An 18,277-nucleotide genomic window follows, 5' to 3' on the forward strand; every position below is an offset into this window, starting at 1 on the left:
CGCAGCCTTTTCCGGGAGCCCATCGTGAACCGCAATGATCTGCGCAAAGTCGACCTGCAGCTGCTGGTCGTATTCGAAAGCCTGATGCACGAGCGCAACCTCACGCGCACGGCGGAAAAGCTCTACCTCGGCCAGCCGGCGATCAGCGCCTCGCTGACCCGCCTGCGTGACTACTTCAACGACCCGCTGCTGGTGCGCAATGGCCGCGAGATGGAGCCCACGCCCCGCGCGCTGGAAATCTTCCGCCGCCTGCCGGCTGCCCTGGATGGCATTTCCCAGGCGATCAGCGAGGTGCGGGATTTCGACCCCAGTAGCAGCACCGCGGTGTTTCGCATTGGCATGTCCGACGACGTCGAGTGCGGCCTGCTGCCCCAGTTGCTTGCCCACCTGCGCCAACAGGCACCCGAATGCGTACTGGTGGTGCGTAACGCCAATTTCCTGCTGCTGCCCGGCCTGCTCGCCACCGGCGAGGTGTCCATCGGCATCAGCTACACCACCCAGCTGCCGGCCAACGCCAAGTGCCGCAGCCTGCGCGACATCCGCGCCATGGTGATCCGCGCCGCAGACGGCACGCCGCCACTGACCCTGGACGATTACTGCACACGGCCCCACGCGCTGGTGTCGATGTCCGGCGACTTGTGTGGCAACATCGACCAGGACCTGGCGCGCCTGCAGCGCAGCCGCAAGATCGCCCTGGCCGTGCCGCATTTCAATGGCCTGGGCGCGCTGCTGCGCAACTCCGACATGATCGCCACCATTCCCGACTACGCCGCCGAGGCGCTTGTGCAGGGCGGCGGCCTGGTGATGGAGGAGCCGCCGTTCGAGATCGTGCCGGCCCAGCTGACCATGGTCTGGCGCGCCGCCCAGGATCAGGATCCGGCCGAGCGCTGGCTGCGTGAGCAGATCCTCAGGTTCATGGCCGCCTGAGCCAGTGACCAGCAACACTTTAGTGCTGCCTGAAAGCGCCCCGGGAGGGGCTTTTTAAGCGGCTGCCATGCCTAGATAATCGACGCCAGGATTTACAAAACTGACAGCCACCCCACGTTAGGGTGGCTGCTTTCCTTGCGTTCGAGACTGTGCATGACCAGCAAAACCGTGGCGATCGTGCTCTTCGCCGATGTTCTGATGCTCGACGTGGCGGGGCCGATCGAGGTGTTCTCGGTGGCCAACCGCTACCTGCCCGAGAGCGAGCACTACCGAATCGTCACCTTGGGCGCGGATTCGCTGAGCGTGCGCGCCTCCAACGGCATCGTGCTGCAGGCCGACCAACTGGCCCTCGAAGCGCCGGTGGCCTACGACACCCTCCTGGTGCCCGGCGGCCCCGGTGCCTACAACGACAGGCACCCCCATCTCTACGGCTGGCTGCGTGACGCCGCCCAGGCCTCGCGCCGCCATGGTGCGATATGCACCGGTGCCTTCATTCTTGGCGAGGCGGGGCTGCTCGATGGCCACCGGGTGACCACCCACTGGCACTACCTGGATCGTTTCGCCAAGCGCTTTCCCAAAGCCCAGCTGGAGAGCGACCAGCTGTTCACCAAGGACGGCAATCTGCACAGCTCCGGCGGCGTGACGGCGGGTATCGACCTGGCGCTGTCGATGCTTGCCGACGACCACGGCAAGAAGCTCGCGCTGGATGTCGCCAAGGTGCTGCTGGTGGTGATCAAGCGTCAGGGCGGCCAGGCGCAGTTCAGCCCGCTGCTGCCGCCGACCGCCCAGGGCGCCACGCCCCTGGACCGGGTGCAGCAGTACGTGCTGGAGAACATTCAGGAGCCGTTCACCGTCGAGCTGTTGGCCGAGTTCGCGGCGATGAGCGTGCGCAACTTCGCCCGCGTGTTCACCCGCGAGCTGCAGATGACGCCCATGGAATTCGTGCTCAACGCCCGGGTCGACCACGCCCGTTCGCTCTTGGAAAGCACCGATCTGCCGCTGAAAACCGTGGCCTTTCGCAGCGGCTTCGGCAGTACCCGGCATATGCGCCAGATGTTCGACAAGCGCCTGGGGCTGACCCCGGTGCAGTACCGTCACCAGTTCGGCTGACCCGCTGGCGAAGGGCCACGATGCCCGCGCTAGAGGCTTTGGTTGGTTGTCCGAATTGCGCACCGTGATGGCCGAATCCGTCCCCCCGTGGCGATGTTGCCGGGGCGACGAACGGTAGAGAATGATTCTCTTATCAGAACAGGAGCGGCAAAGCGCCGATCAGCCGAGACCCGATGGGTGACGTCCGGCATGGCGGGATGCTGAACAGGTCATGCCTGATCTCGAACCCATTGGCAGCGACACCGTCCTGCGTTTCGGCCGCTTCGAGTTGCACCCCCAGCGCCGCTTGCTGCTCGATGGCGATCGCCCGCTGCCCATCGGCGCCCGTGCACTGGATATCCTGCTGGTGCTGGTGGAAAGCGCCGGCAAGATCGTCAGCAAGGAGGCGATCATCGCCCGGGTGTGGCCGAAGACCTTCGTCGAAGAGATCAACCTGCGCGTGCACATTTCCGCCCTGCGCCGGGTGCTCGGGGTGTGCCCGCAATCACGCGACTACATCACCAACGTGCGCCAGCGCGGCTACAGCTTCGTCGCCCATGTCGAGCAGGTCGGCCAGTCCAAAACGGATGGGCTCGCAGCGGCCTGCGACCTGCCCAGCCGGCCGGTGCGCATCGAGGGCCGCGACCGGCTGATCGAAGACCTTTCGCGGCGTTTGCACACGCGCCGGCATATCACCCTGATCGGCCCCGGCGGGGTGGGCAAGACCACCGTGGCCCTGCGCGTCGCCCAGCAGCAGCTCGGCTATTTCGCCGATGGCGTGCGCTTCGCCGACCTGGCGACGCTCACCGAGCCGGCGCAGCTGGCGACCACCCTGGCCTCGGAGATGGGCATCGCGGTGCCCGAGGGCGTCGACGCCCAGGCTCACCTGCAGGCGACTCTGGCCAACCGGCAGATGCTGGTGCTGATGGATAACTGCGAGCACCTGGTCGATGCCTGCGCCGCGCTCAGCGAAGCGTTGCTGCAGGCCGCGTCAGGCCTGCGCATACTCGCCACCAGCCGCGAGGCGCTGCGCACCGCCGAGGAATACGTACAGCCGCTGGCGCCCCTGGAGGCGCCGCCGCTCGGCAGTCATCTGCGTCTGGCCGCGGCGCTGCGTTACCCGGCGGTGAAGCTGTTCGTGCGCCGGGCGCGAGCCCGCCAGGCGGATTTTCGGCTGCTGGAAAGCGATGTGCCGCGGGTGGCCGAACTGTGCTGGCGGCTCGACGGCCTGCCACTGGCCATCGAACTGGCCGCCGCGCAGCTCGACGCCCAGAGCCTGGACGGCATCCTCGCCCAGCTCGACAACCACAGTTACCTGAGCCTGCTCGGGCGGCGCAGCACGCCAGCCCGGCATGCCAGCCTCCAGGCGTCGCTGGAGTGGAGCTACGGGTTGCTCAGCGCCGAGGAGCGCCGTTGCCTGCAGGGCCTGGCGCGCTGCGATACGTACTTCACGGTGGCGGATGCACAACAGGCCCTGGCCGAGGTGCCGGTCAGCGCCACCGCGCGCTGCGCTGCCGTGGCACGCCTGGTGGCGCTGTCGCTGATCGGTCTGCGCCGTGACGGCGAGGCGGTCTACTACCACATGCTCGGCTGCACCCGCGCCTTCGCCCGGCACAAGGCCGAGGAGGCCACTCTCGCCAGCGCCTGGCAGATTCCTGCCCTGGGCTGAGCGCTCAGCAGGCCAGCTTCCGTAAAACCTCGGCCCGCATGGCTTGTTGGCGCTTCCAAGCCAGCGGGCTCATGCCCTGGCTTTTGGCAAACACCCGGCAGAAATGTGCTTGGTCGAAGAAGCCGCACTCCATGGCGATCTGCGTCAGCGACAACGGCGAGTCGCGCAGCAACTCCATGGCCTTGTCGACCCGCTGCTGGCGCAACCACACGTGGGGCGACAGCAGGGTGCTCTCCTTGAACTTGCGGGTGAAGTGGCTGCGCGACAGGGCGCAGGCCTCGGCGATTTCGGCGACCGAAATGCCGGCATCCAGGTTGGCCAGCATCAACTGTTTGGCGATCGCTTCCTGCCAGGCGGCGAGCTTGCCGGCCGATGCCTGCGACGGTGCGGAACCCTGGATGCCCTTCATGCTGATATCCCAACTGGCGCCTGGCAGCACCGCGGTTTGGCGGCGCCGTGCGACGTCGTGTCGCGGGGCAGTAGGGATTGTTGAAGAGGGCGGTGTTACGGGCGAGTTGCGTAATGTTAATTAAGGTTAAGGGTCGGCTTAACCTTGGCCCGCAGGCATTTAGTCCCAGTTATCGATGATCCCGCGCTGCAGGGCAATACTCACCGCGTGGGTGCGGTTACGGGCCTTGAGCTTGGTCATGATGCTGCGCATATGGCCTTTGACCGTATCCTCGGAGATTGCCAGCTGCGTGGCGATATCGCCGTTGCCCAGGCCCTGGGCGGTGCGCTGGAGCACTTCGGTTTCCCGCCGAGTGAGGCCATCCTCGGCGATGGTGGCGAGCAGCTCGCTGGCGATCGGCTCCGGGAAGTGGCGCTTGCCGGCGGCCAGGCAGTGAATGGCGCTGACCAGCTCCTTGCGCAGCATGCTCTTGAGCAGATAGCCACGGGCGCCGGCCTGCACTGCCTGCAAGGCGCGGGCGTCGCCGCTGTAGGTGGTGAGCACGGCGATGCAGGCATCGGCGAACTGCGCGCGAATCGCGCGGATCGCTTCGGTGCCATTGAGGCCGGGCATCTGCAGGTCCATCAGCGTCACGTCCGGGCGCAGTTCGGCGAACAGCGCCACGGCCTGTTCGCCGTTATCGGCTTCACCGACCAGCTCGATTTCCGGGTGGGCTTCGAGCACCGCGGCGATGCCTTCGCGAAGCAGCGGATGGTCGTCGACCACCAGCAGGCGAATGGGCGTGTCACTCATGGGGCGTTTCTCTCTGTGGTGGGCGGCCCTGGCGCGAGAACCAGCGGCGCCACGTTTGCCGGGTCTGGTCGGCATAGGACAGCGCCGCCTTGATCCGCAGTTCCACCCGGGTGCCGCCGCTGGCCAGCGCCTGCACGTCGAGCGTGCCACCGACCTGCGCCGCACGCTCATGCATGCCGCGCACGCCCCAGCGCTCAGGCCTGCCATTGGCTGTGGCGTAGTCGGCGGCGATGCCCTGGCCGTCGTCCTCAATGCGCAGACGCAAACCGCGCGCATCGTAATTCAGCATCACGGTGATCTGCCGCGCTTTGGCGTGGCGCATTGCGTTACTGATCGCTTCGACAGCGATGCGATAGGCGGCGTCCTGCACGGCGGCATGCAGCTGGCACTGGTCGCCGTTGACGTGCAGGGCGAGCTCGATGCCGGGTTCGTCCAGGCTCTGCACGAATCGGCTCAGCTCGGCCGCCAGCCCCAGACCGCCGGTGCCGGCTTGGCGCAGGTGCTGCACCCGCTCGCGGCCTTCCTGCATCACCTCGTCGGCGCGGTCCAGGGCACGCTCCAGCCGCGTGTGGGCCGTGTGATCGGTTGCCAGCGTATCGGCAGCTGCCTGGAAGCGCAGCATCAGACCCTGCACGCTTTGCAGCAGGGTATCGTGCAGTTCGCGGGCGATGCGTTCACGCTCACTCTGCTGGGCGTGCAGTTGCAGGCGCAGGCGCCGGCGCTCACGGCGCAGTGCACGGTGATGCAGCCACCAGAGCATCAGCAGCAGCGCCGCGCCCGTCGGCACATAGAACAGCGGGCGCAGGTAGAATGCCGGCGCCACGCTGAAGGTCAGCACGGTCGGGGCCGCCGGCTCGCCACCGCTCTGGTCGAACACCTGCACCTCAAAGCGGTAATCGCCCGCCGGCAGCCCGGTGTAGGTGGCGCGTCGCTGGCGCCCGGCCTCGATCCACTCGCTGTCAAAGCCCTGCAGCCGATAGCGGAAGGCCAGGCTTTGCGGGGCGCGCAGGTTCAGCGCTGCGTAGTCGATGACCAGGCGCTGGCTGCCCGCTGGCAGCTGCAGCGGGGCGGGCAGCGGCTGCGGAACGCCATCGACCTGCACGCTCTCGATCATCACTGGCGGCAGTGCAGCGACCGCCGGCTGGCGCGCCGGGTCGAGCAGGCTCACGCCAGCGCTGGTGGAGAACCACAGCCGGCCATCGGCGCCTACCACACCGGTAGGCAGCGGCAGTACGCGGTAGGGGTCGTTGGCCAGGCTGCCATCCAGGCTCACCGAGCGGTAGCGCAGGCGATAGCCCGGCTCGGCCAGAGCTCGTACTATCTCGGCCGCCGGCAACTGCAGGATGCCGCCCTTGCCATGTACCCACAGGTCGCCGTCGCGGCCGGGCAGCAGCGCATAGATATTGTCGAACTGGCCGTTGGCCGGCAGTGGCAGCATCTGCAAGCGCTTACCGTCGAAGCGCGCCAGGCCGTGTTGGCCGCCAAACCAGGAAACCCCGTGATGGTGCAGCTGCGCGGTCACGTGGCCGATCCGCAGCCCATCCGCTTCGCCCCACTGGCGCAGCCCTTCGCCCTGGCGGCTGACCAGCAGGTTGTCGCGGTAGCCGAACCACAGTCGCCCCTGTTCGTCGCGCCCGGCGCTGACCGGCATCGTCTGGCTCTGCTGTTCGCTGACGCCAGCCACCGCCTGCCATTGCTCGCCGCGCAGCACGAACAGCCCAAGCCCGTTGATTGACACCCACAGACTGCCGTCGTCGGCCTGGACCATCGCTCTTACCGAGGCATCCTCCGGCGCTTGCTCGGGCAGCCGGGCCTGCAACTCGGCACCGGCTGATGTGGCGTGCCAGATGCCATGGGGCCCCCCGGCCCACACGTCGCTGTCGGTGCCGGTGAGCAGGGCGGTCACCGGCTCGGCGATGGGCCAGCGCTGCAGCTCCCCGTTGTGCAGGCGCAGCAAGCCGCGGTTGCCGCTGGCTGCCCACAGCGCGCCATCGCTGGCCACCGCCAGTGCCGCGTTCAGGGTGCCGGCCGGCAGCGGCGCGGGGCTCAGTTCGCGCAGCCGAAAACGGTCGAGCCCGGCATTGCTACCGGCCCATACCGTGCCGTCGCGATCCTCCAGCAGCGGCCAGAGGTAATCGGCGCTCAGGCCTTCGCGGCGGGTCACCCACTCGGCGTGGGCAATGTCCAGCGGCAACTGCGCCTTCTGGTAACGGCGCAACCCGTTGCCCGGCGTGCTGGTCCACAGCCCGCCGGCGTCATCGAACAGCAGGCCATTGATTGGCGCATCCACCGGCTGGCTCTGCAGGTGCGACTGGTCGCCAGGCATCACGCGGTGCAGGCGGTTGAGGTAGCGTTCGGCGATCCAGATCGAGCCATCTGGCGCCTGGACGATCTGGCTGGGCCAGTCGAGGCCGCCGTCCACTTCGCTGAATTGCGAGGCGCCGGCAGGGCGCTGATAGAGGTGATGGTTGCTGGCGGCCCACAGAGTGCCGTCGCGGTCGAGGAAGACTGCCCGCGCACTTCTGGCGTTGAAGCCCTGCTCAGCGCTGACGGTGGTCCAGCGTTCGCCGTCGAAGCGGGCCAGCCCTTCATGGGCCGCCGCCCAGATAGTGCCGTCGTGATCCCGCGCCAACCCATACAGCGCGCCACCCGGCATGCCCTGGCCAGGAGCGAAGCTGCGCGTGCTGCGCCCCTGAATCAGCCGGGCACCGCCGGCGCGCAGGCCAACCCACAGGCCATCGTCCACTGCCAGCAGGCTGGCGACCGTGCCCAGCGGCTGCCCGTCGCTGGGCTGGTAAGCCGTGAAGTCGAAACCATCGAAGCGCAGCAGGCCGCTGTCGGCGCCCAGCCACAGATAGCCGTCGCGGGTTTGCGCCAGAGCGCCGACCTGATTGGGGCCGTCATCGTCGGCCATGGTCCAGCGATGGTGTTCGCGCTGCGCCAGCGGTTCGGCTTGTACCGGCATGCCTAGCACACCTGCCAGCAGCCAGGCGCAACAGCCTCTTACCCACAAGGGCTGGCGGCGAAGGTAAGGGGAGGCGAGGGCAGTCACGGCAGAAGTCGGGCGCATAGGGAAAAGCGGATTGTGCAACCGTGCCCGCGGGCGTGCCAGCGCCACCGCCGAATACCAACCGATTGACGGTGCCAATATCGCCCCACGCGAAGCGGTTTACAGGCGTACACTGAACTTGCAGCTGCCGATGCAGCTCTGATGGATCAGATCACACCAGCCAGGAGGGCGCAGCATGGGACCGGAAGACCGAGAGTGGTGGCGCGAAGGCCGCCGACAGCAGGGGCACAACGCCTCATGGGACAACTTCAGCGCCAAGCCCGATCCCAAGGGCAACAACGTCCTACGCATCCAGCGTCCCCTCAAACTCAGCACCACACCGGCCTACCTGCCATTACCCAGCCAGCCGCTGCTCGATAGCCCTGAAAACTCAGGCGTCCGCCGGATACTGCTAATCCTCGGCGTGGTAACCTTGGCGGCGCTGATCGTGGCGGGGTTTCTGGTGGTTTAGCGGCAACGCATACACGACGAAAAGGCTTATCAGGTGATAAGCCTTTTTGCGTTGTGGGCGCTGATAGCGCCCATCCAACCAGGTGGCTGCACGGTTTGCTACACGGCACATGCCGGCAATGGAATGTAGCGGTGAAAAACTGATCGTGATAGCGGAATCGGGCTTTGCCTTCTGGCACTTCTACCTAAAACCACCCACCACCCCGGTGATTACCAATATCGGCGCCGATGGCGCCGTACTCGGCAACCCTGTCATCGAAGTAGGGAACAATGTGATCGCTGCGTCGACTTAGGGGCTGCGAGTGGGGCGGGGTGGGGGGAGCACTTCTAGTCACTGCACATTTTTCGAGCGCAAACAAAAAAGGGCTTACCTTTCGGTAAACCCTTGTTTTTTTTGGTGGCTACGCAGGGACTTGAACCCCGGACCCCAGCATTATGAATGCTATGCTCTAACCAGCTGAGCTACGTAGCCGAGTGGCGCGCATTTTCCTTATCTGTCGGGGGGGTGTCAAGCCCTGGTGTAGAATAAATTTACGAACTTTCAACTGCTTAGGCGTCTGGCCTAGTTTTTCTCCTGCCGCGGCTCACTCAATTGATCTCCACGCGATTGCGTCCGTTCTGCTTGGCGCGGTAGAGCGCCTTGTCGGCGCGGCCGAGGGCGTTATCCGGGGTAGCATCCTGAGTGCTCAGTTGGGTGAGGCCGATGCTGAGGGTCAGGTGAATTTCCTCACCGTCGACGCGCAGCGGCTGGCAGGCCATGGCGTGTTGTACGCGACAGGCGAAGTCGCGTGCCGGAAAACTGTCGGCGCCGCTGAGCAGTACGGCGAACTCCTCACCGCCGATGCGCCCGGCGAGGTCACTGGTTCGTAGCTGCGCACGCAGGATGTCGCTGAAATGGCGCAGGGCGCGGTCGCCGATGCCGTGCCCCCAGCGGTCGTTGATCAGTTTGAAGTGGTCCAGGTCGCACATCAGCAGGCTCGAGGTGCTGATGTCGCGGCGTTGAATGCGTGCTTGTTCGGTTTCCAGATAGTTCATGAACACGCGGCGGTTGGCGAGCTGGGTGAGGGCGTCCATGGAGGCGAACTCGTGCAGTTCGCGCTCGAAGCGTTTGCGCTCGGTGATGTCGGTGACCATGCCATGCCAAACGACGCTGCCATCCGCTCTGCGCTGTGGTCGTGCTTCGCCCAGGTGCCAGCGCAGGCCTTGCATGGGTAGTTGCACGCGGTATTCGATGTGCCAGATGCAGACCTCGCGCAGGGCTTGTGCGCGAGATTGATTGAATATCTCCAGGTCGTCCGGGTGCAGGCAGCTATCGAGCAGTGTCGGGTTCTGCAGCATCTGTTCCTGGGTCACTTCGAACAGGTCGCGAACGCCAGCGCTGAGGTAAGTGAAGTGGCCACTACCATCCACCTGGCTACAGAACTGAAAGACCACACCTGGCACTTGGTCGGTCAGTTGGGTGATCAGCTCGACGTTCTGTTGCAGACGCTCGGACAGTGAACGCAGTGTGCTGATATCGGTGGTGATACCAAGCATGCGCAGGGGGTTGCCGCTTGCGTCCCGGCTGACCACCTTGCCGCGGCTGCATACCCATTTGTAACTGCCATCTCGGCAGCGCAGGCGATGCTCAACCTGATATTGCTCGGTCTGGCCGCTGATGTGGGACTGTATCGTCTGCTTCACCTGTTCGAGTTCGTCGGGGTGAACGCGCGTGTAGGCATCCTCAATACGGTTGCTCACTTCACTGGCTGTATAGCCAAGCATGGATTTCCAGGCGGCAGAGTAGTGGATCCTGCCAGTGCTCAGGTCGCGATCCCATACCCCGGTGCCGCTGCCCTGGATGGCCAATGCCAGCAGCGTTTCCTCGGCCTTGGCATGAGCCAGGGTGAGTATCTGGGCGGCGCTGTCTGCGATGTCCTGCAGTGACAGGTGCAGGTCGGTATCAATGCTTCGTGGCGTTGTGTCAGCCGCGTAAAGCACGCCCAGGCACTCGCCCGTATTAGTGTGCAACGGATACCCAGCAAAGCAGCTCAGGGGCTCGGGGCAGACCGTCGTTTCCTGAATCAGCAGTGCGGACTGGCCAAGTCGAGTGCGTGCGATCAGCAGTAACAGGGCATCCTGAATACTGTCGGACTGCGGAGAGTCGAGCTTTATTGGCTCATTACCGCTGCCGATGGTAACAACGCCACAGAGACTAAAGCCGGAACAGCGCTTGGCAAGGCGCAGCAGCGCATCTAGGCGCGCTGACGCAGTGCTGGCGGGCGACAATCCAGGGGCAGAACACTCACGGTCGGGTTTCACGGTTCAGCGCCTGCAGGGAAGGGCAGGGCCAGTATACTGCTGCGCCGCACAAAGCATAGGCCAATACTGGCAAAAAGCCGTATCGCAGGTCGCCTTGTACAACTATCGAGCTGCAGAAACAACAAAGCCGCGTCTTTCACGCGGCTTTGTCGGTCACGGCGAGGGCTCAGACGTTGAAGCGGAAGTGCATCACGTCACCGTCCTTGACGATGTATTCCTTGCCTTCCAGGCGCCATTTTCCCGCTTCCTTGGCACCGGCTTCGCCCTTGTACTGGATGAAGTCGTCGTAGGCGATGACTTCGGCGCGGATGAAGCCTTTCTCGAAGTCGGTGTGAATGGCGGCAGCGGACTGCGGGGCGGTGGCGCCGACCTTGACGGTCCAGGCGCGCACTTCCTTCACGCCGGCGGTGAAGTAGGTCTGCAGGTTGAGCAGCGAGTAACCGGCGCGGATCACGCGGTTCAGGCCGGGCTCGGTCATGCCCATGGTTTCCAGGAACATCTGCATCTCTTCCAGATCGTCCAGTTCGGCGATCTCGGCTTCGATCTTGTTACACACCGGCACGACGATGGCGCCTTCTTCCTCGGCGATGGCTTTCACCACGTCCAGGTGCGGGTTGTTCTCGAAGCCGTCTTCGGCAACGTTGGCGATGTACATCACCGGCTTGGTGGTCAGCAGGTGGAAGGTCTTGGCCAGGCGCTTCTCGTCGTCACCCAGGTTCTTGAGCAGGCTGCGCGCCGGCTTGCCTTCGGTGAAGTGCGGGATGAGCTTTTCCAGCAGCGCCTTCTGCGCCACGGCTTCCTTGTCGCCGCCCTTGGCGGTACGGGCGACGCGTTGCAGCTGCTTCTCGCAGCTGTCGAGGTCGGCCATGATCAGCTCGAGGTCGATGATCTCGATGTCGCGCTTGGGGTCGACGCTGTTGGCGACGTGGATGACGTTCTCGTCTTCGAAGCAACGCACCACGTGGGCGATGGCGTCGGTCTCGCGGATGTTGGCGAGGAACTTGTTGCCCAGGCCTTCACCTTTCGAGGCGCCGGCGACCAGGCCCGCGATGTCGACGAACTCCATGGTGGTGGGGATCACGCGCTCGGGCTTGACGATCTCGGCCAGGGCATCGAGGCGCGGGTCGGGCATCGGCACGATGCCGCTGTTCGGCTCGATGGTGCAGAACGGGAAGTTCTCAGCGGCGATGCCGGACTTGGTGAGGGCATTGAACAGGGTGGACTTGCCGACGTTGGGCAGGCCGACGATGCCGCAGTTGAATCCCATGGTGTATCCCTCGCGCCAATGGCGGTAGATGAAATTAGAGAGTGGCTTTCTGGCTGTGCAGCTTGCGCATCGCTACTGTCCAGTCACCGGCGAGTATTTCCGGGAGGACGCCCAAGGCGAAGTCGATGCTGGTATCCAGCAGTTCCTGTTCGCCCCGCGGCGCGCGGCCGAGGACGAAGTTGGAGACCATGCTGGCGTGTCCGGGGTGGCCGATGCCAAGCCGCAGGCGGTGGAAATTGTTCTGGTTGCCGAGCTGGGCAATGATGTCGCGCAGCCCGTTATGCCCGCCGTGCCCGCCACCCTGTTTGAGTTTGGCGACGCCGGGAGGCATGTCGAGTTCGTCGTGGGCCACCAGGATTTCTTCGGGCTTGAGCTTGAAGAAATTCGCCAACGCCGCTACGGACTGGCCGCTGCGGTTCATGAAGGTGGTGGGGATGAGCAGACGAACTTCGCGGCCCTGGTGATTGAACTTGCTCACCAGGCCAAAATACTTGCGATCAACGCTGAGATTGACGCGCTGGCTGTCCGCCAGGCGCTCAACGAAAAGGGCCCCTGCATTGTGCCGGGTCTGGTCGTATTCGGGCCCCGGGTTACCCAGGCCAACGATCAGTTGTACGGCAGTCATACAGGAGCCCTTTCTTGAAGCAGGCGTAGCGAGCCGGAGTTACTCGGCGGTGCTTTCGCCTTCGCCTTCGGCTGCGTCTTCTGCACGAACGCGCGGCAGGTGAACGCTGGCAACCGGCAGATCGCTACCGTGGGCCAGAGCAACCAGCTCAACGCCTTTCGGCAGTTTGATGTCGGACAGGTGAACGGTCTGGTCCAGATCAACGTTGGCGAAGTCGACTTCGATGAACTCCGGCAGGTCTTTCGGCAGGCAGGAGACTTCAACTTCGTTCAGCGAGTGCAGAACTTCACCGCCTTTCTGCTTAACGCCAACGGAGGTAGCTTCGTTGATGAAGTGCAGCGGAACGTGTGCGGTCAGTTTCTGGCCGGCAACCACGCGGATGAAGTCAGCGTGCAGAACGAAGCCTTTGGCCGGGTGGCGCTGCAGGGCTTTGATCAGAACGTTTTCTTTCTTGCCGTCAACGGTCAGGTTCAGCACGTGGCTGAAAGCTGCTTCGTTTTCCAGCAGCTTGGCGAAATCCTTGGCAACCAGGCTGATGGAAAGGGGAGCCTTGTCGCCACCGTAGATCACGGCAGGAACCAGGCTGGCGTTACGACGCAGGCGGCGGCTCGCACCTTTCCCCAGGTCGGAACGCGCTTCGGCATTCAGGGTAAATTCAGCAGTCATTTCACTTCTCCAGAATAACCAAACCGCCCGTTACGCTTGCGACCAGCGGCGGGGCGGTTCGGTGAAAGGCCTGGCCAGGTGGCCAGGCATGTTTCGTCAGGGGCGTTCCGGGTTAGCGGAACATCGCACTGATCGATTCTTCATTGCTGATGCGGCGTACCGCTTCAGCGACAACCGGCGCGATGTCCAGTTGACGAATACGCGAACAGGATTGCGCGGCGGCGGACAGCGGGATGGTGTTGGTCACCACCAGTTCGTCCAGTACCGAGTTCTCGATGTTCTCGATGGCACGACCCGACAGCACCGGGTGCGTGGCATAGGCGTACACCTTGGCAGCGCCGTGTTCCTTCAGAGCCTTGGCCGCGTGGCAGAGGGTGCCGGCGGTGTCGACCATGTCGTCGACCAGGATGCAGGTACGACCTTCCACGTCACCGATGATGTGCATCACTTCGGAGTGGTTGGCCTTCTCACGACGCTTGTCGATGATCGCCAGATCGACGCCTAGGCTCTTGGCCACGGCGCGAGCACGCACCACACCGCCGATGTCCGGGGAAACGATCATGAGATTGTCGAAGCGCTGATCTTCGATGTCGTCGACCAGTACGGGCGAGCCGTAGATGTTGTCGACCGGAATATCGAAGAAACCTTGAATCTGATCCGCGTGCAGGTCGACGGTGAGAACCCGGTCGATGCCTACCACGGTGAGCATGTCGGCCACGACCTTGGCGCTGATTGCCACGCGAGCGGAGCGCGGGCGGCGATCCTGGCGGGCATAGCCGAAGTAGGGGATGACAGCAGTGATTCGAGTCGCTGAGGAGCGGCGGAAGGCGTCGGCCATCACCACCAGTTCCATCAGGTTGTCATTGGTTGGCACGCACGTCGGCTGAATCAGGAAAACGTCCTTACCGCGGACGTTCTCGTTGATTTCGATCATGATTTCGCCGTCGGAGAATTTACCGACCGAGGCATCACCGAGGGGAATGTGCAGCTGACGAACGATACGTCGCGCCAGATCGGGGTTAGCGTTCCCCGTAAAGACCATCATCTTGGACACGCGCAGTACCTGCCGGCTGAGGGTAACCTGGATGAGTATAAAAATGGCAGGGGCGGCTGGATTCGAACCAACGCATGCCAGGATCAAAACCTGGTGCCTTACCGCTTGGCGACGCCCCTGTATCGTGTGTGACGCAATGCTGCTCAATTCGGTAGTACGAGCCACCCTTGGGTGGTTATGGCAGGGGCGGCTGGATTCGAACCAACGCATGCCAGGATCAAAACCTGGTGCCTTACCGCTTGGCGACGCCCCTGTAACGTATAACCGATGCTACGCATTCACTTCCTGGCCAGTTCTTGCAGCTTGCGGTGCAACATCGAAACGTTGGCACCCTGCGCAACAAAACTTGGCAGTGTGGCTGGAAGTTGGCGGGCGACTTTATCAGCATCGTCCCGGTTTGGGAAGCTCCCAAACACACAAGCTCCAGTGCCGGTCAATCTTGTCGGAACAAATTTGTTCAGCAAGATCAGCGCGTTACGAACAGCTGAGTAACGCTTCTCGACGACCGGCTGGCAGTCGTTACGACCACCCCCCTCAAGAAGGCTGCGAACTTTAATGGGCGGCGTATCGCGTGTCAACTCAGGGTCGGAGAAAACTTCTGCTGTGCTGACAAGCACTTGCGGTATGGCGACGAGAAACCACGGCTCGGGCAGCTCGACCGGTGTGAGTTTTTCGCCGACACCCTCGGCGAAGGCCGCGCGGCCGCGCACGAAGACCGGTACGTCGGCGCCCAGGCCGAGGCCCAGGGCCGCCAGGCGATCCTCGCCCCAGGCCAGTTGCCATAGGTGATCGAGGCCGAGCAGGGTGGTCGCCGCATCCGAGCTGCCACCGCCGATGCCGCCGCCCATGGGCAGGCGCTTGTTCAGCCAGATGTCCGCGCCCAGGCGGGTGCCGCTCTGCCGTTGCAATTGCCTGGCGGCGCGCACGATCAGGTTGCTGTCGTGGGGCACGCCGTCGATTTCGGTATGCAGGCGGATCACGCCGTCCTCGCGACTCCTGAAGCCCAGTTCGTCACCGTGATCGAGAAACTGAAACAGGGTCTGCAGCTCGTGATAGCCGTCGTCGCGGCGCCCGAGAATGTGCAGCATCAGGTTGAGCTTGGCCGGTGCCGGCAGGATCAGTTCGGCGTCAGCGGAAATGGCGTGGGTCGTCATTGGGCAATGGCTGGTAAGAGGGGATGAGTGAGTCGCGCAGGCTAGCGCAGCCGGTAGCCCGGGTCGAGCGCAGCGACGACCGGGATGATGATCCTGGGTATCGCTGCGCTCAACCGCGGGCTACGACGCGGGAATTACGAGCATAAAAAACGCGCGATGCGGAGGGGCATCGCGCGCAGGACTGGGGCGATTACTGGCCGAGGTGGCGCGGTTGCCAGTCCTTGATCACCAGGGTCACCTGAATATCGTGGCTTTCGAGGCGCAGGCGCTCGGGCAGCCAGTAGCCATCCTGTTCGGCGTAGCGGGTGTAGCTCACTTCCCAGCCATCCTGGCTGAGCTGCGCCAGGCGGCTGTCGGCGTCCAGGGTGATGCGGCTCTTGCTGTCCGGTGCGGGGAGGCCGCGAATCCACCACAGCAGGTGCGAGACGGGCAGGTTGAGGCCCAGTTGCTGTTGCAGCAGTTCTTCCGGTGACTCGGCCTGGTAGCGGCCCTGGTTGGCGACTTCCAGCTCAATCTTGCCGGGGCGCCCGGTCAGACGCGCCGCGCCGCGGCCCAGCGGGCCGGACAGGCGGATGTCGGCGTAGTCCTGGCGTTGCAGCCAGAACAGCGTGCCGCTGCCCGAGTCGCGTGGGGCACGGATGCCGACCTTACCGTTGATCTGCCAGCCATCGAGGGTGCCGATCTGTTGCTTGTGCGCCTGCCAGCGGGCGGGGTCGCCCAGGCCCTGTTCCACTGACTCGCGCGTGGACAGGCCGGAACAGCCGGCCAGCAGGGTGATCAGGGCGAGTACGAGTAGGGGGCGAAGCGACATCAGGGGGTCTCCGATCCGGTCAGGCGCTGCACGGTGCTGCGCAGAATTTCACTCTCGGGTTGTTCTTTCAGGGCGTCGCGCCAGATCTTCCGCGCTTCGCGCTGTTTGCCCTGAGCCCACAAGGCTTCGCCCAGGTGGGCGGCGACTTCGTGATCCGGGAAACGCTCGAACGCCTGGCGCAGCCACTTCTCCGCGTCGGCCAGGTTGCCGAGGCGGTAGTTGGCCCAGCCCAGGCTGTCGAGAATGGCGGGATCTTCCGGGTTGAGGTCGTGAGCTTTCTGGATCAGCTCCAGGCCTTCCTGATGGCGATCGGTGCGGTCGACCAGGGTGTAACCCAGGGCGTTGAGGGCCATGGCGTTGTCCGGTTCGCGCTCCAGGATCAGGCGCAGGTCGCGCTCCAGCTGCTTCAGATCGCCACGCGGCTCGGCGAGCATGGCGCGGGTATAGAGCAGGTTGATGTCGCCCGGGTATTGCTTGAGCGCCTTCTGGATCAGGTCCCAGGCCTGGTCGGGCTTGTTCTGCTTGGACAACGACTCGGCTTCGATTAGGTACAACTGCAGGGCGTACTCCGGATCGCTGTCGCGGGCTTCGGCCAGGTGCTTGGACGCTTCTGCGCCGCGGCCGTTGGCGACCAGCAGATCGGTCATGCGCGCCTGGGCGGGCAGGTAATCGGTGCCAGTGCCGACCATCGAGTAGGCGAGCAAAGCTTCATCCACTTCGCCGAGGGCTTCGTGGGCACGGCCGAGGTTGTATTGCGCCGCGTCGACGTGGGCGTCGCGCTGGATCAGCTCTTCCAGATAGACGATGGCCTCGCGCCAGGCTTCGGCCTCCATGCAGACCAGGGCCAGGGAGAAGCGCAGGTCGTCGTCTTCCGGGAATTGCTGCAGCAGCGAAGAGAATTCGCCACGGGCTTCATCCATGCGGCCCAGCTCGACCAACTGGCGGGCATAGGTCAGGCGCAGGCGTTTGTCGCTCGGGTTGCGCTCCATGCCTTTCTTGAGCAGCGGCAGCGCTTCCTCGCCACGACCCAGGCTCTGCAGCAGGCGTGCGCGCAGCAGCAGGGGGGCGGACTGATCCTGTTTGGCTTCGCTGGTTTCCAGCAGCTTCAGGGCTTCTTCGGCACGGCCGTCCTGCTGCAGGAGCAGGGCTTTGCCGAACAGCAGCTGGCCGTCGTTCGGGTATTTCTTGAGCAGGCGGTCGAAGCTCTGCAAAAGACCTGCGCGGGTGTCCGGGTCGGTTTCCGCGGCGGCCAGGGCGAGGAAGTCGAAATGCGTGTTGCCCTGGCGCTGGCGTACGCGCTCCATGTAGTCCATGGCTTCGTCGTAGCGGCCGGCGCGGGCCAGTTGCACGGCGGCGGCGCGCTGGGCGTCCATATCGTCGGGCGCGTTTTTGGCCCAGACCAGTGCAGTATCCAGCGCTTCCTGGTCGGCGCCCAGGTATTCGGCGATGCGGAAGCCGCGCTCGGCGACGCCGGCATCCTGGGTCGCGTTGGCCTGCTGCACATAGTTGCTCAGAGCAATGTCGAAGCGGTTGCGCTGACCGGCCAGTTCGGCGGTCAGCAGCGCCAGCAGGGTTTCCTGGCTGAACGAGCCGTAGTTCTCCGGCGCCTTGGCGGTGGCCTCGGTGCCTGGATCTTCCACGGGTACGTTGCCGTCCGGCGCGGACGGCGCAAAAGTCTGACAGCCACCCAGCAAGGCCAGGGCGGTGAACAACGCGATGGGTCTATTCATAAGAGGGGATGCGACTAACCTGCGGTTTTGGCCATCATGACACAAGCCGTTGGGCAAGCCCATGGGGCAGCCCGCGTGTCCTGGCGATGTGAGGTTGGACTGCCGAAGCCCGGGCGGGTTGCATTCAATCCGGGTGCACCCTTGTGGTGCTGGCGAAGTCATTCTCATTGCCGTCGATCAGCCCTGGCTATCGGCGCCATGCATGGTGCAATGGTTGTCCTGCACCGGCCGAAGTAGGACAATTACCGGCTTCCAACCCCCTG

Annotated in this window: 15 protein-coding genes and 3 tRNA genes; 4 read left to right on the forward strand and 14 right to left on the reverse strand. The window is 64.4% G+C overall.

Annotated features, from left to right (window positions below; genetic code table 11):
• Positions 1-24 precede the first annotated feature (24 nt).
• The 3 genes from BM279_RS17025 (at position 25) to BM279_RS17035 (ending at position 3,685) form a co-directional block, all read left to right on the forward strand.
• On the forward strand, positions 25-927 hold the full coding sequence (locus tag BM279_RS17025; RefSeq protein WP_013790017.1) for a LysR family transcriptional regulator: 903 nt from the start codon (positions 25-27) through the stop codon (positions 925-927).
• Positions 928-1,080: 153 nt separating this feature from the next.
• A complete protein-coding gene (locus BM279_RS17030; RefSeq protein WP_013790018.1) occupies positions 1,081-2,037 on the forward strand; it encodes a GlxA family transcriptional regulator in 957 nt (318 codons plus the stop codon).
• 211 nt (positions 2,038-2,248) lie between these two features.
• Positions 2,249-3,685 carry an ATP-binding protein gene (locus tag BM279_RS17035; protein ID WP_093505644.1) on the forward strand — a complete coding sequence of 479 codons (1,437 nt, stop codon included), beginning with the start codon at positions 2,249-2,251 and terminating at the stop codon, positions 3,683-3,685.
• Positions 3,686-3,689: 4 nt separating this feature from the next.
• Here BM279_RS17035 and BM279_RS17040 read toward each other — a convergent pair whose 3' ends face one another.
• From BM279_RS17040 to BM279_RS17050, 3 genes are all read right to left on the reverse strand, one after another.
• Positions 3,690-4,094: a helix-turn-helix domain-containing protein gene (locus tag BM279_RS17040; protein WP_093505646.1), complete on the reverse strand. Its 405-nt coding sequence runs from the start codon at positions 4,092-4,094 to the stop codon at positions 3,690-3,692.
• 159 nt (positions 4,095-4,253) lie between these two features.
• On the reverse strand, positions 4,254-4,886 hold the full coding sequence (locus tag BM279_RS17045; protein WP_093505648.1) for a response regulator: 633 nt from the start codon (positions 4,884-4,886) through the stop codon (positions 4,254-4,256).
• Positions 4,879-7,851 carry a sensor histidine kinase gene (locus tag BM279_RS17050; protein WP_167363162.1) on the reverse strand — a complete coding sequence of 991 codons (2,973 nt, stop codon included), beginning with the start codon at positions 7,849-7,851 and terminating at the stop codon, positions 4,879-4,881. Before BM279_RS17050 ends, BM279_RS17045 begins: the two co-directional genes overlap by 8 nt.
• Positions 7,852-8,131: 280 nt before the next feature.
• Here BM279_RS17050 and BM279_RS17055 point away from each other — a divergent pair, with 280 nt between their 5' ends.
• Complete coding sequence (locus BM279_RS17055; RefSeq protein WP_093505652.1) at positions 8,132-8,407, forward strand: hypothetical protein; 276 nt, start codon at positions 8,132-8,134, stop codon at positions 8,405-8,407.
• Positions 8,408-8,801: 394 nt separating this feature from the next.
• Here the strand turns inward: BM279_RS17055 and BM279_RS17060 are convergent.
• The 11 genes from BM279_RS17060 to BM279_RS17110 all read right to left on the reverse strand — a co-directional run bounded on the left by BM279_RS17060 (position 8,802) and on the right by BM279_RS17110 (position 18,014).
• A tRNA-Met gene (locus BM279_RS17060) sits at positions 8,802-8,878 on the reverse strand.
• Between the two features lie 116 nt (positions 8,879-8,994).
• The gene (locus tag BM279_RS17065) at positions 8,995-10,416 is read right to left on the reverse strand and encodes a sensor domain-containing diguanylate cyclase (protein WP_244154180.1); all 1,422 of its coding nucleotides are present in this window, start codon (positions 10,414-10,416) and stop codon (positions 8,995-8,997) included.
• Positions 10,417-10,873: 457 nt separating this feature from the next.
• Positions 10,874-11,974, reverse strand: coding sequence for a redox-regulated ATPase YchF (gene ychF / locus BM279_RS17070; RefSeq protein ID WP_075931826.1), 1,101 nt, complete (start codon positions 11,972-11,974; stop codon positions 10,874-10,876).
• Positions 11,975-12,008: 34 nt separating this feature from the next.
• Complete coding sequence (pth, locus tag BM279_RS17075) at positions 12,009-12,599, reverse strand: aminoacyl-tRNA hydrolase (RefSeq protein ID WP_093505656.1); 591 nt, start codon at positions 12,597-12,599, stop codon at positions 12,009-12,011.
• A 39-nt stretch (positions 12,600-12,638) separates the two neighbouring features.
• Complete coding sequence (locus tag BM279_RS17080) at positions 12,639-13,265, reverse strand: 50S ribosomal protein L25/general stress protein Ctc (RefSeq protein ID WP_075931824.1); 627 nt, start codon at positions 13,263-13,265, stop codon at positions 12,639-12,641.
• Positions 13,266-13,377: 112 nt separating this feature from the next.
• Entirely contained in the window at positions 13,378-14,319 is a 942-nt protein-coding gene (locus BM279_RS17085; protein WP_093505658.1) for a ribose-phosphate pyrophosphokinase, read from the reverse strand.
• Between the two features lie 44 nt (positions 14,320-14,363).
• A tRNA-Gln gene (locus BM279_RS17090) sits at positions 14,364-14,438 on the reverse strand.
• Positions 14,439-14,497: 59 nt separating this feature from the next.
• Positions 14,498-14,572 (reverse strand) — tRNA-Gln (locus tag BM279_RS17095).
• A gap of 25 nt (positions 14,573-14,597) precedes the next feature.
• Complete coding sequence (ispE, locus tag BM279_RS17100) at positions 14,598-15,473, reverse strand: 4-(cytidine 5'-diphospho)-2-C-methyl-D-erythritol kinase (RefSeq protein ID WP_093505660.1); 876 nt, start codon at positions 15,471-15,473, stop codon at positions 14,598-14,600.
• Between the two features lie 190 nt (positions 15,474-15,663).
• Positions 15,664-16,284 (reverse strand): lipoprotein insertase outer membrane protein LolB, encoded by a 621-nt coding sequence (gene lolB / locus BM279_RS17105; protein WP_093505662.1) that lies wholly within the window; start codon positions 16,282-16,284, stop codon positions 15,664-15,666.
• Positions 16,284-18,014: a tetratricopeptide repeat protein gene (locus tag BM279_RS17110; protein WP_093505664.1), complete on the reverse strand. Its 1,731-nt coding sequence runs from the start codon at positions 18,012-18,014 to the stop codon at positions 16,284-16,286. The genes lolB and BM279_RS17110 overlap by 1 nt, the downstream gene beginning before the upstream one ends.
• Between the last annotated feature and the right edge of the window lie 263 nt (positions 18,015-18,277).

The organism is Phytopseudomonas straminea, assembly GCF_900112645.1.
Classification (GTDB): Bacteria; Pseudomonadota; Gammaproteobacteria; order Pseudomonadales; family Pseudomonadaceae; genus Aquipseudomonas; species Aquipseudomonas straminea.

What these genes read in the sequence shown, in the direction of transcription:
- BM279_RS17030 (WP_013790018.1), top strand. Translation starts at nt 1,081, where the DNA reads ATGACCAGCAAAACCGTGGCGATCGTGCTCTTCGCCGATGTTCTGATG.
- ychF (WP_075931826.1), bottom strand. Translation starts at nt 11,974, where the DNA reads ATGGGATTCAACTGCGGCATCGTCGGCCTGCCCAACGTCGGCAAGTCC.
- BM279_RS17080 (WP_075931824.1), bottom strand. Translation starts at nt 13,265, where the DNA reads ATGACTGCTGAATTTACCCTGAATGCCGAAGCGCGTTCCGACCTGGGG.
- BM279_RS17040 (WP_093505646.1), bottom strand. Translation starts at nt 4,094, where the DNA reads ATGAAGGGCATCCAGGGTTCCGCACCGTCGCAGGCATCGGCCGGCAAG.
- BM279_RS17035 (WP_093505644.1), top strand. Translation starts at nt 2,249, where the DNA reads ATGCCTGATCTCGAACCCATTGGCAGCGACACCGTCCTGCGTTTCGGC.
- pth (WP_093505656.1), bottom strand. Translation starts at nt 12,599, where the DNA reads ATGACTGCCGTACAACTGATCGTTGGCCTGGGTAACCCGGGGCCCGAA.
- lolB (WP_093505662.1), bottom strand. Translation starts at nt 16,284, where the DNA reads ATGTCGCTTCGCCCCCTACTCGTACTCGCCCTGATCACCCTGCTGGCC.
- ispE (WP_093505660.1), bottom strand. Translation starts at nt 15,473, where the DNA reads ATGACGACCCACGCCATTTCCGCTGACGCCGAACTGATCCTGCCGGCA.
- BM279_RS17045 (WP_093505648.1), bottom strand. Translation starts at nt 4,886, where the DNA reads ATGAGTGACACGCCCATTCGCCTGCTGGTGGTCGACGACCATCCGCTG.
- BM279_RS17110 (WP_093505664.1), bottom strand. Translation starts at nt 18,014, where the DNA reads ATGAATAGACCCATCGCGTTGTTCACCGCCCTGGCCTTGCTGGGTGGC.
- BM279_RS17055 (WP_093505652.1), top strand. Translation starts at nt 8,132, where the DNA reads ATGGGACCGGAAGACCGAGAGTGGTGGCGCGAAGGCCGCCGACAGCAG.
- BM279_RS17050 (WP_167363162.1), bottom strand. Translation starts at nt 7,851, where the DNA reads ATGCCGGTACAAGCCGAACCGCTGGCGCAGCGCGAACACCATCGCTGG.